We start from the raw sequence: 11982 nt of genomic DNA, 5'->3' as shown, positions 1-11982 counted from the left end.
CTATGCTATTCCCTTTCTTTTTTTATCGGCATTGTAAAATAAAACCATCCCAATTAAGCCGCCCAAAACCAATAAAGTAGAAATTAATTCTGCTTGTGTAAAAGCAAAAGAACCAATATGATATTTAGAGTTTACACGGATTAACTCGATAAAGAACCTTTCTAAACCATTTAATATTAAATAGATACAGAAAAATATCCCTGGAGTTTTGATTTTTTTACGAATAGACCATAAGAACAAAAACAGTATAAAGCAGGCTATTGTTTCATAAAAAGGAGTTGGGTAAACCCCAACAGCCAACTCGCTACAAAACTTACCCACGCAACCCGGTATGGCAATACCTTCGTTAATAACATTATGGGAGTATTTAAAAGACCACATCCAATCTGGTGCCCAAGAAAACCAATGTGGTTTTGGGTTAAGGTTTTGTATTCCCCAATCGCCATCACCAGCCATTTGGCAGCCAATTCTGCCCACTCCGTAAGCCAACATTAAACCCGGGCCGCAAACATCTGCCATGTGAACGGCTTTAATACCGTTTTTGCCAGATATATATAATACCGCAAATGCCCCGCAAATTAAACCTCCATAATAGGTTAAACCACTAAATGAAAGCAAGTTTTGGATTGGATCTTGCATAAAACGATCCCAATACTCTAAATTATCAAAAATTTTGGCCCCAATAATACCTGCAATGGCAGCGTATGCGATAAAAGTCCCCATCATTTGATAAGGATGAACAACTTCTGTTACTTTTTTTGGAGTAGGTAATTCTGTTTTCTTTTTTTCGCGATAAGCCCAATAAGCAAACAAAGCGGCCACCGCTATACCAGCGATAAAATTTCCTTTGGTAGATAAAATAAAACCTTGCGGATCGTTAACAAAAGCAGTGTAATTTAAAAGTCCGTAAACAATTTTATAACCTATTAAAAAGCCAAAAAGCCCGTTTAGGATCAATTCTGTAATAGATGCGGGGGCACCTATAATAACCTCCTTTTTTACCGGGTGTACTTGACCTAGTTTTTCCCTACGTTTTAGTTCTTCAGAAAAGCCCCAATAACCGGCCACAAAAGCCAGGGCCACAAAAAAGCCAAATGTTTGTATTGGCAAGGGAACATTTATCCCGAAAAGATATTCGATAAGATGCGAAAGAGTTGGAAACATATAGGTTTTTGGTATGTTAATGTATAAATAATTCGGCTGGTTCCGTAATGCTCACATCGCCTTCGGGCAAAATGAAATCGAGTTTAATTTGTTTTAGCTCATTTACTAAAAGGGGATCGTACTTCACTTTAACCTTTACGTAATTAGCGGTAAAGCCATGCATAAAACCTTCTTTATGATCTGCTTCAAAAAGAACTTCTGCTTCTTTTCCTAACTGGGTCTGATAAAAAGCCCTTCTCTTTTTTTCTGATAGGATGTGCAACATTTTACTCCTATCGGCCCTTTGCGAACCCGGCACCACGCCTTCCATTTCAAAAGCTGGTGTGTTTTCTCTTTCTGAATAGGTAAAAACGTGTAGATAGGAAATATCCAAATCGTTCAAAAAATTATAAGTATCGATAAAATCTTCACGTGTTTCTCCTGGGAAACCAACAATAACATCAACACCTATACAAGCATTTGGCATTAACCGTTTAATGGTTTTTACCCTATCTATGTATAGATCCCTTTTATACCTCCTGCGCATCAAACCCAAAATCTTATCAGATCCAGATTGTAAAGGAATATGAAAATGCGGCACAAACCTATTAGATTGTGCAACAAACCCAATAATTTCATTGCTTAAAAGATTAGGCTCTATTGAAGAAATACGTATTCTATTGATGCCATCAACCTTATCTAAAGCTTTTACCAAATCTAAAAACTTGTGTTCTCTTTTACCTGCCCTAATGCCAAAATCGCCAATATTAACACCTGTTAAAACAATTTCTTTAACCCCAGATGCTGCAATTTCTTTAGCCTGATCAACAACGCTTTCTATGTTATCGCTCCTGCTCTCTCCCCTTGCCAACGGAATTGTGCAAAAGGTACAAGAATAATCGCAACCATCCTGAACTTTTAAGAACGTTCTGGTTCTATCGCCAAAAGAATATGAGGCAACAAACTGGTTGGTTTCTGAAATTGGGCTATTGAATATTTTCGGTTTATTTTCTTTTGTGAGGTCTGTAATAAACTCTACTATGCGGAATTTTTCTGCTGCGCCCAAAACCATATCCACCCCTTCTATATTAGAAATTTCTTCTGGTTTTAACTGGGCGTAACAACCAACTATGGTAATATATGCAAATGGAGAATGCTTTAAGGCTTCCTTTACAATTTTTCTGCATTTCTTATCGGCGTTTTCTGTTACAGAGCAGGTATTGATGATGTAAACATCTGCTTGGCTGGCAAAATCTACCACTTCAAAACCGGCATTACTAAATTGCCTGCCAATTGTAGAAGTCTCAGAATAATTGAGCTTACAACCTAAAGTATAAAATGCAACTTTTTTATTCATCTTGATCAAGGCTGCAAAGATATAAATTTCTTGCTTAATTAGGCCTTGGTTTCTCCCCACCGGAAGCTATCAGATTCTAATCCTGCCAAATCTAACACCCTATTAACAACCGTTTCTGCTACTTGGTAAATAGTTTTTGGTTTGTTATAAAATGATGGAACGGCCGGACAAATTATTCCGCCTGCCTCTGTTATGGCTTTCATGTTGTTGATATGGATAAGACTTAAAGGCGTGTCTCTTGCCACTAGGATCAATTTTCTTCTTTCCTTTAGGATAACATCTGCAGCCCGGCTGGTTAAATCATTAGATATACCAGAGGCTATGCGGCCCATGGTGCCCATAGAACAAGGAACAATGATCATGGTATCGTATTTTGCAGACCCCGAGGCAAAGGGGGCCATAAAATCGTTTTTATCGTAAAATTTAAAATCAAAATCATGATAAGATTCATCTTCTAATTCAAATTTCCATACGTCTTTGGCATTATCAGACATCACCACGCCCACTTCTGATATTTGCTTTTTAAGTTGGGCTAATTTTTGCAACAATATTTTTGCGTAAATAGATCCACTAGCACCGGTAATTGCCACTACAATTTTTTTATTCGCCATGGTTGTTTAACAAAATCATGATAAAAAGGTTCTAAAACAAAAAAGGGCCGAATATAAATATTCGACCCTACATCTACCTATGAAAAACATGCCCTTTGGGAGGGCATGACAAATATAGAAACAAATAACTTGATTAAGCAAATTATTTGAGAAAATAATTGAGAAATAATTCGATTTTTTTTGGATGTGTTAATTTTAACCATTGTAAATAGACCATTCGTTAATTAAAAAAAATCGATTTACCTATTTAGTTAATTAATTTTTGTTAAAGTTGTTAATTATTTCAAAAACTCGTTTTCTAGAATATATTGCCGAGTTGGTGGATCTATTGCACAAATAATCACCGCAATTGTAGCTATTTTCTTGTTTGATTATATCTGAGTTTGCCAATGGATTTTTTACGCTTAACTGATAGGGCAATAGGTAGTTGATCTTGAAACTATCTAAAAAATCCCAATCACTAACATCAAACCATTCTGCCATTTCAAGTTTTATTTTTTCGATCATGTTTTCTTGTGGCAACTGACCCCTATTTTTGATTACCGAAATAGAGATTAAATGCTTTTGGTTAGAGGTATAATTTTTTGAGATATTATCCATAATTGCCATATTATTTATCCCGGTGTTATCATTGGCTTTTTAAAAGGTAGTTTATCAATAATAAAAAAATCATGAACAAATCTGTAATTTTTTGGTGTTTGGGCAAATGGTTTTGGTAAATTCATCTGGTCTGTTGCGAAAACAATATGATCTGAAACATATTCTTTACCATTTTCACAGATTACCTTATTTTCTTTCATTTGAGTAACAAAACTGTTGTAAATTATTTTGTTGCTGAATAGCCCCGTAGCTAATTGATTAGGTATCTCTTGCATTCCCTGCCGAGATTAGCGCATCCCCTTCCCCAAACATCTTAAACACAAAATTGAACGGTTTGGGTATTGGCGGATTTTCAGTATAAAAGTTCAGTAGAATTACTACCGTTCAGCTTTGTACAAATGCTTAATAGAATCCATTCAACGGCTATTACGCCAATAATTTGTTATGCACAGTTCTGTTTTAGTTTTCGTATATTAATTCCAATTGTCCGATTGAAATCTGTTTGTTTTGTTGTTTGTCGATGATGTAATCGTTAATACAATTTGCTACAAACTCTCCCAATTTCACAGGTACAGCATTACCAATAATTTGTTCAAGGTCTGTTTTTGTTCCATTGAAAACAAAATCCTCTGGAAAAGTCTGTATTAGACTTCTTTCCTTTGTTGTTAAAGGTCTTAAATCTTCCGTAATTTCTACTGGGTCGCCTTCGTGTTTTGTGTAGCCTTTTGGAATAGGTCGGTTTACACCGCGTATTGTTGGACTTGGTTCATAAATACTGAAAATACCACGCCTTGCATAGCTTCTCGGATGTCTGTAATAATATTCAAGACCTAACGAATTACCAAAATAATCAAACAAAGTCGTTGGTTTTGTAGTTTGTTTTTTAGAAAAATATGGATTTAAAAAATTGTCTTGCGAATATTTATGTCCGATCAAGAAAAAGCGTTTTCTTGATTGAGGAACACCACAAAAGCTAGCATCTAAAACTTGATAAGAAATACCATAACCCGCTTTCTTGAAAATTTGTAATGCTTCTTTAAGAATACTACTTTTTGTAATTCTTTCCACATTTTCCATTACAAACCATTCTGGTTTTGCTTCTGAAACTATGTTTGCAAATGATATAGTTAGATCTGCTCTCCCTAAGGTTTCGTCACGCTTTCCAGCACTTGAAAAATCTTGGCAAGGTGGACCGCCAATTATCATTTGGGGTTTAAAGCTTTTTACAAATTCAAGTTCTTCTTTACAACCTAAATCTGTGTCGTAAATAGGATGGTCAAAATTTTCTTTATATACTTTTACGGCTGGCTCCCAATTGTCAAAAGCAGCTAGAATTTTAAATCCTGCATTTTGAAATCCAAGTGATAAACCACCACAACCCGAAAATAAATCTACTGTTTCCATTAGCTAAATAATTCAGGTGAGTTAAAAATAATAGCATCAAATCGTCTTTCGGGACTAAGTAAATTCTGTCCTCCACCAAGGATAATTTTCTTGATGTCCTTTTTCTCAATTCTTGGTTTTGTGAGTTCTGCACAAGTCATGTAGCGGTGCGTAACACGTCCGCTTACCGCAAATGCTTTATCGTTTTTGGTATTGTAAGAAAGTTCGTCAATGATTTTATGATGGTTTATTTGTCCGTTTTTGGCAAAATCATAAAGCATTTTGAATAACCAAATAATGGTTCTTATTTGTCTTGTAATTTTATTGTTAGATGATAGTTCGCCTCTTGCCACATCAACAAAAAACTGAGTAAAAGCGATATTACTCCAAACAAAAGCATCCAAACAATTATCAGAAAGTTTTGGTGATTTTCCGTTTGTTTTCCATATTGGTTGTAATAAAATAGGTTCTTGTTTTTCTAAGACCGAAAGAATGATTTTGTCAATAGTTACAATCATTTCAGTTATATGCGCCCAAACCGCTGTTCCGTCTGCCCAGTCTGTTATATTGTCAAATTTATTCCCGATTAATTTGGAAAGTTGCTTTTGTTTGTCTTTGAAATTTGAGGCAATACTACAAGCCAGATACACGATTGTGTCTGATCTTATTACTATTTCGCAACCATAATATTCTTCACTTAAATTGTAAGTAGAATTATCGGGCAATGCAGTTAGCTTTACTTCAATAGGTCGTAAAACCTGTCCACTATTTCGTGATTGAGTAACTAAATCCACTCTCGGTAAAGTACCTATAACCAATTGTTGGTATGGTGTGTATTGACTTTCAAAAGAGAAAAACAAATCTTCAGAAGTTGAGTCTATTCCGTAAAGTTGTTCTGCCGAGATTTTTTGATGTTCAATTTTGAGGTCTTTATCAAGACAAATATAAACGTTTTCTAATTTTTTTGAAGCAAGAAAGTTAGTCAAACCAGCAGGAAACGAAGAATTAAACTGGTTTTTGCCCCAAGTGTCTGCTTGAGTAAAATCCCTGTTTGAATGCTTAATTCCGAATAGCCCTACTTTTTGTATGTCCATAAATTTCTATATCTAATTTCAGTTTCAAATTTACTAATAGTTTTGGTAAAGTCGTTGGGTTTTGTCTGTCAGTTCGTTTTAGTAAGACCGCTAGTAGCATTGGGCATAACACCCTGCTTGAGGTGGTTAATTCTCTCTTTCTCTAAAAAAATGCCGCCTAAAAAGGGGATAAAGAACCGATCGATCATTTTATCATCAAAGCCTAGCTTTAACAATTAGCTGATGGTGGTTTGCTCATCTTCATCAAAAACCTGTTCTATAGTTTTAAACCTTAGCCTTATCTTAGGCCTAAACATCAACAACTTATCGGCAAAAGAACCTATTGGCGATAATACTGTATTAAACAAACTCAAGGGTTTTCTTAGGGGATCTAAAACATGGTATATTTTTATTGATATAAAATTTTGGCCCCAGGATCAAAGGCTTTTAAGTTTAAACTTTTATAGTTTAACAGTTCTTTTGCCAAAGGATAATTGCCCAATAATACTTAGAAGCCGCGATCAAGCAAATAACCCTCTTTGTTGGTGGTGGTTGCCCTACCTCCAATACGATCAAAACCTTCCAAAACTAAAACTCTAAAACCCGCTTCATTTAAAACTTTTGCCGCCATTAAGCCAGCTATACCAGCACCTATTATGGTTACTTTACTCTTTTATGCGCCCATTATGCCGTTAAATGCTTAATCCGAAATTTTGTTTGTGATAATTTAAGATATTTGTACCATAAAAATCGAAATTAAAATGACTGAGGATATTAAAGAAAAAATGAATTTCCATACCAGAAAATGGGTTAAGCCAGAAGATTTAAACCCCAATGGAACTTTATTTGGCGGAAGTTTATTAAAATGGATTGATGAGGAGGCCGCAATTTATGCCATTTGCCAATTAGACAATAAAAGGGTGGTTACCAAATATATGTCTGAAATCAATTTCTTGAGTTCGGCAATATTAGGGGATATTATAGAGATGGGGATCATTGCCACAAAATTTGGTACAACCTCGCTTACGTTATTTTGCGAGGTAAGAAATAAGATCACGCGTCAGAGTATTTTAACCATCGATAAGATCGTGTTCGTAAATATAGATAAAGAGTTTAACCCTATACCACATGGCAAAACAAAAATCACTTATTCTGCCGATAGGTTTAAAGATTAGGCTTTCTTTCTAAAATTCTTATTTTTCCATTTAGGGTTAAAAGCTTTTTTTGCTTTTGGATTATAAACAGGGGCATCTCCAAAACCTTCTGGCAATGGCAGCTTTGGGATTTCTTTGGCTATCAGGGTTTCTATCCTTGCAAATTTTTGTTGGTCTTTATCGTTGATGAAAGTAATGGCCGTACCTGTTGTTTCTGCCCTTGCGGTTCTCCCGATGCGGTGGATGTAATCTTCTGGATCCGGCGGCACATCATAATTTACCACTAGATCTATCCCCACAACATCAATCCCTCTAGAAATCACATCTGTACCTACCAAAATTGGTAAGCTTTTCCCCCTAAACCTTACCATAATATCTTCCCTATCCTCTTGTTCCAAATCGGAGTGAAAGGCTTCTGAGGAAATATTAGCCCGGTTTAAAGCCGAATTCAATTTTTTGACTGTTTCTTTTCTCGATGCAAAAACGATCACGCTTTTAAAAGATTTATTGGATAGTATCAGCTTTAGCAAAGCCATTTTTTGATCATCGAAGGCCAGATAAGCCTGTTGTAAAATCCCTTCGGAGGGCTGTGAAATCGCAATATTAACCTCTACGGGGTTATGCAGTATTTTTTTTGATAAAGACCTTATCTTGGGAGGCATGGTTGCCGAAAAAAGCAAGTTTTGCCTTTTAGCAGGTAAATAACTGATGATGCGCACAATATCATCATAAAAGCCCATGTCCAACATCCTATCGGCTTCATCCAAAACCAAATGCTTTACTTTTTTCAAATTCACTGTTCCGGATGTTAAATGTGCGATCAAACGCCCTGGTGTTGCTACCACAATGTTTACTCCATCGGTTAATGAACGTTTTTGCTGTTCATAACTAAAACCATCGCCACCGCCATAAACTGCAATTGAAGTGCAACCTGTAAAATAGGCTAGCCCCATTATTTGCTGATCAATTTGCATAGCCAATTCTCTAGTTGGGGATAATATAACGGTATCTGTATGGGAAATACCTGCCTCTTGTATCTTATGTAGCAGCGGCAATAAATAGGACGCGGTTTTACCCGTACCCGTTTGCGCACAAGCTATTAGATCTTTATTTGCTAAAATATGCGGAATTGCTTCTTGTTGGATTGGGGTTGGTTTTGTAAAACCCATAGTGTCTAAACCCTCTTGCAATTGGGAGACGAAATTAAAATCTTGGAATTTCAAATATTATTATTTTTAAGCGTAGGATAGCAAATATAAAACATTTATTTCAATCCTCTTGTAAACCAACATCATATAAGGTTGCAATAATCTTGTAAAACAGTACCGAGTTGATAATTAAAGTTGTTTTAATTTATAAAAAGCTATTTTTTAACTTAAATGAATATAAAAATAACACTAAAGAAAAGGCAGGTTTTATTTCATAAGTATTTTATAATTTCGATAAAAATTTAAGGAAGAACCATAAAATTCAATTTGTTTTATTATACTTGAATGAACGAGATTTTTGTAAAATCGCTCCCATTAAAAGATGTTATCGCTAATATTGCAGAGGCTTTAGACACTACTTATTTTAATAGATGCAACGAGTACATATTAAATATCCCCGAAATATACGGAGAGGGCTCTATTAGAGGGATTAATTTTTTAAACGGCTTTGGTTTAATAGAATACAACTGTACTTTAAAAGAAGCTCTAAAAATACACTTTAACGTTAACAGCATACATCCTTTAAAATTTATTTATTGTTCTAAAGGATCTGTGAAGCATAAATTTGAAGAGCATGATGTTTTACACCAGATAGAGCAATTCCAAAATATCATTGTTGCAAGCACCCAGCAGAACGGGCACATCCTAATTTTCCCTAAAAATGAAAACATCCATTTGAATAGTTTGGAAATTAGCCGCAAAGAATTTAAAACAAAAATAGATTGCGACTTAAATATCCTTGATGTTGGCCTTAAAAAGCTTTTTAAAGATTTAACGGCTCGCAACCTTTTCTTTTACCAAGGGAATTATAGCCTTGCAATGTCTGATTGTATTGATACCATTAAAACAAGTAAGTTCTCTGGAATTGCCCGGTCTTTATTTTTAGAAGGCAAATCTAACGAGATTTTGAGCATACAAATATCTGATTATGAGGATGATAAAAAAGATATTCCTAAAAGGCAAATACTAAGGAAATCTGAATTGGTGCAGATACAAAAAGCCGTTCAGATATTAAAATCTGAGCTATCAAAACCTTTAACCATAAAAGAACTAGCCAACAAGGTAGGTACCAACCCCACCAAATTGCAAGAGGGTTTTAGGTACAATTTTGGCCTAACGGTAAATAATTACCTCAATAAAATTAGGCTAGACTATGCCAAAGAACAGATTATGATCGGCGAACTTAACATCAGCGAGATTGCCAACAATATTGGGATTGCCAATAAAAGTTACTTTTCTAGGTTATTTAAAGCCACTTTTCAATTAAACCCTAAAGAATTTTCTTTACAGATAGCCAAAAATGCCAATAAAAGGCAAAGGAATAGACCTTTAACTTAAATTAATAGTCTAAATCGTCGTTTTTTTTCTTTTTTGCTTAATTTAAGCTTAATTAGATTTCATTCTTAAAATGATGAGATTAATTTATCTATTAGTGGCATTATGCTCAATTTCTTTTATAGTTGCCTATTATTTCATTGATAGTTGGAACTCATATATACCTTTAATAGTTTGTTGGGTGCTATTTGCATCTTTAATTATATGCTTGGTTTCTAATATTTATAATCAGAAAAAGTCGCAATAATTTTTTTTTGATGCCTATTTAATTGGCCATGGGGTTTTCTGTTGGTGTGCTTTCTCTATCAAAAGTAAAAAATCGGTTTTTTGCATTTAATGATAAACGACCTTTAGTAATATCCATTTGATAGGTCCCTTCTTTTAAACCATCTTCGGCCTTCATCAAATTTCCTTGGCAAAGCATTTTTGTAGCTATTATTTTTGAAAGTGTGATGGCTCCCTTTTCTTCATCTATTACATAACTCCCTGACATGTTATTGCAAAATTTAGCATTAAAAGTTCCATCGTTATTAAATTTAATGGTAGCTTTTTCATTCTTAAAAGGCTCGGTTTCATTCTTAATTCCAGAAAAGAAAATCAAATTCCATTTCATTTTTGTAATATCGGCCTTTATTGAGGTGATTTTTTCTGCAACTGATGGTAGGTTTTGAATAGTATCATCAGTATTTCTTTTAATGTTTGCAGAATCGAGATTTTTTTGGGTGGTTGACGATGGTTTTGAGTTTGTGCAGCCAATAATGAATGCCAATAAGCCTATAACCATAAATTTTAATTGATTTGCTTTCATGATCTAATTTGTTGGTAAATTAAAATCAGAAATAATTATGCCATAATTTGTTTTATATTTTTTAGGGTTGGTTGTAATTATTGAAAGATGGATCGTTCAAATTAATCGGGATAGCCAAGGTATCATGGTTTTTGAAGACATTTTGCAATTTGAAAGTATCCAGTTCTTTATTTGAGTATTTTTTTAACAGTTTAGAAAGTCCATCAGCAGTATATATCCCACAAAAAGGCTGGTAAAATTCTTCGTTTTTATAAACATAAAAATCATGCTTTTCTGTATATAGAAATTCATTGATTAAGCTACGGATAGTTTGCAAATCCATATCTATCATATCACAGGCCAAGATGAGCCAATTGTTTTTCGGGTATTTTTGGTGCGCAGATAAAATGCCCCTTAAAGGCCCTAGAATATCTAAATCATCTAAGATAAATAGTTTTTCAGTTATTTCATTTTTATATTTTTCGATCTGTGAAGAATTAATGCTAACGAAATAATCTAGACCTAAATTTTCCAATTTATTGGCCACCAATTTTACCCAAGTTGTTCCATTGCCAGTTTTCAAACCTTTATCTGTACCCGCTCTTTTGCTCTCGCCACCGCAGAGGATCAAACCTTTTAAGTTATTGTTTTTTAGTTTATTAGGCATTGGTTTATTGGTATTTGCTAAGTGCTAGTATTTAGTTGCCATGCCGTAAATTCTTGATTCTTGGCTCTGGATTCTTAGCTCCTTATTCTTGGTTATTAATTCTTGATGTTTATCTCTTCACATTCAATTACCTATCTGTATGTCCTAAACTTTTATCCGGATTGACCACATCCCTTATCAGCTTTTTAAGCTCCTTAATTTCTGGAAAACGATCCATTTTTGCCCTATCAAAAATTGATTCTTCATTTATTTTGATGGTAAATTTGCCTCCTGTTTCACTCGGAACCAACATTACTCCTTTAATCTCATCTACAAAAGTATTCAATATCTCTTGCGCCATATATGCCGATCGCAACATCCAACCACATTTTGGGCAGTATTCTATTTGTATTATTGGTTTCATAAATGGTTTATTAGTACATACAAAATGGCTTTTTTAGTTCATTAGGCATTAGTTCATTGGTATTTGCGTTGCAGTCTTTTAGTTCATTAGGCATTGGTTCATTGGTGTTTTGCGTTGTGGTTTATTAGTTCATTAGGCATTGGTTCATTGGTGTTTTGCGTTGTGGTTTATTAGTTCATTATTTTTATTAAATATGTTCTTGCTTCTTGATACTTGTTTCTTGCATCTTAACTCTTAAATTTAATCACCATAACATAAGGT

The 11982-nt window shown here is 34.4% G+C and carries 15 protein-coding genes; 2 read left to right on the top strand and 13 right to left on the bottom strand.

Annotation, left to right across the window (positions count from 1 at the left end; genetic code table 11):
• From I5M32_RS01385 to I5M32_RS01350, 9 genes are all read right to left on the bottom strand, one after another.
• On the bottom strand, window positions 1–1164 hold the full coding sequence (locus I5M32_RS01385; protein WP_200584296.1) for a prolipoprotein diacylglyceryl transferase: 1164 nt from the start codon (window positions 1162–1164) through the stop codon (window positions 1–3).
• Between the two features lie 16 nt (window positions 1165–1180).
• Window positions 1181–2500, bottom strand: a complete 1320-nt coding sequence (gene mtaB / locus I5M32_RS01380; protein ID WP_200584294.1) for a tRNA (N(6)-L-threonylcarbamoyladenosine(37)-C(2))-methylthiotransferase MtaB — start codon at window positions 2498–2500, stop codon at window positions 1181–1183.
• A 38-nt stretch (window positions 2501–2538) separates the two neighbouring features.
• Entirely contained in the window at window positions 2539–3111 is a 573-nt protein-coding gene (locus I5M32_RS01375) for a UbiX family flavin prenyltransferase (protein ID WP_200584291.1), read from the bottom strand.
• 255 nt (window positions 3112–3366) lie between these two features.
• Complete coding sequence (locus tag I5M32_RS01370) at window positions 3367–3711, bottom strand: hypothetical protein (protein ID WP_200584288.1); 345 nt, start codon at window positions 3709–3711, stop codon at window positions 3367–3369.
• Between the two features lie 14 nt (window positions 3712–3725).
• The gene (locus I5M32_RS01365; protein ID WP_200584286.1) at window positions 3726–3986 is read right to left on the bottom strand and encodes a hypothetical protein; all 261 of its coding nucleotides are present in this window, start codon (window positions 3984–3986) and stop codon (window positions 3726–3728) included.
• Window positions 3987–4170: 184 nt separating this feature from the next.
• A complete protein-coding gene (locus I5M32_RS01360) occupies window positions 4171–5115 on the bottom strand; it encodes a DNA cytosine methyltransferase (protein ID WP_200584284.1) in 945 nt (314 codons plus the stop codon).
• Window positions 5115–6188, bottom strand: a complete 1074-nt coding sequence (locus tag I5M32_RS01355; protein ID WP_200584282.1) for a HindVP family restriction endonuclease — start codon at window positions 6186–6188, stop codon at window positions 5115–5117. Before I5M32_RS01355 ends, I5M32_RS01360 begins: the two co-directional genes overlap by 1 nt.
• A 215-nt stretch (window positions 6189–6403) precedes the next feature.
• Window positions 6404–6535 carry a hypothetical protein gene (locus I5M32_RS16805; RefSeq protein WP_262895576.1) on the bottom strand — a complete coding sequence of 44 codons (132 nt, stop codon included), beginning with the start codon at window positions 6533–6535 and terminating at the stop codon, window positions 6404–6406.
• 140 nt (window positions 6536–6675) lie between these two features.
• A complete protein-coding gene (locus tag I5M32_RS01350) occupies window positions 6676–6825 on the bottom strand; it encodes an FAD-dependent oxidoreductase (protein ID WP_317193086.1) in 150 nt (49 codons plus the stop codon).
• Window positions 6826–6952: 127 nt separating this feature from the next.
• Here I5M32_RS01350 and I5M32_RS01345 point away from each other — a divergent pair, with 127 nt between their 5' ends.
• Window positions 6953–7342 (top strand): acyl-CoA thioesterase, encoded by a 390-nt coding sequence (locus tag I5M32_RS01345; protein WP_200584559.1) that lies wholly within the window; start codon window positions 6953–6955, stop codon window positions 7340–7342.
• Here the strand turns inward: I5M32_RS01345 and I5M32_RS01340 are convergent.
• Window positions 7339–8544 (bottom strand): DEAD/DEAH box helicase, encoded by a 1206-nt coding sequence (locus I5M32_RS01340; protein WP_200584278.1) that lies wholly within the window; start codon window positions 8542–8544, stop codon window positions 7339–7341. The genes I5M32_RS01345 and I5M32_RS01340 overlap by 4 nt on opposite strands.
• Window positions 8545–8814: 270 nt before the next feature.
• Between I5M32_RS01340 and I5M32_RS01335 the strand changes: the two genes are divergently transcribed.
• On the top strand, window positions 8815–9867 hold the full coding sequence (locus I5M32_RS01335; RefSeq protein ID WP_200584276.1) for a helix-turn-helix transcriptional regulator: 1053 nt from the start codon (window positions 8815–8817) through the stop codon (window positions 9865–9867).
• A gap of 262 nt (window positions 9868–10129) precedes the next feature.
• Here I5M32_RS01335 and I5M32_RS01330 read toward each other — a convergent pair whose 3' ends face one another.
• The 3 genes from I5M32_RS01330 to I5M32_RS01320 form a co-directional block, all read right to left on the bottom strand.
• Window positions 10130–10672: an META domain-containing protein gene (locus I5M32_RS01330; protein ID WP_200584274.1), complete on the bottom strand. Its 543-nt coding sequence runs from the start codon at window positions 10670–10672 to the stop codon at window positions 10130–10132.
• 61 nt (window positions 10673–10733) lie between these two features.
• Window positions 10734–11318 (bottom strand): molybdenum cofactor guanylyltransferase, encoded by a 585-nt coding sequence (locus tag I5M32_RS01325; protein ID WP_200584272.1) that lies wholly within the window; start codon window positions 11316–11318, stop codon window positions 10734–10736.
• 127 nt (window positions 11319–11445) lie between these two features.
• Window positions 11446–11721: a SelT/SelW/SelH family protein gene (locus I5M32_RS01320; protein ID WP_200584269.1), complete on the bottom strand. Its 276-nt coding sequence runs from the start codon at window positions 11719–11721 to the stop codon at window positions 11446–11448.
• Between the last annotated feature and the right edge of the window lie 261 nt (window positions 11722–11982).

It is taken from the genome of Pedobacter segetis (assembly GCF_016623585.1).
Taxonomy (GTDB): Bacteria; Bacteroidota; Bacteroidia; order Sphingobacteriales; family Sphingobacteriaceae; genus Pseudopedobacter; species Pseudopedobacter segetis.
Note: the sequence above shows the minus strand (reverse complement) of the source record. Positions and strands in the feature narration are given on the sequence as shown.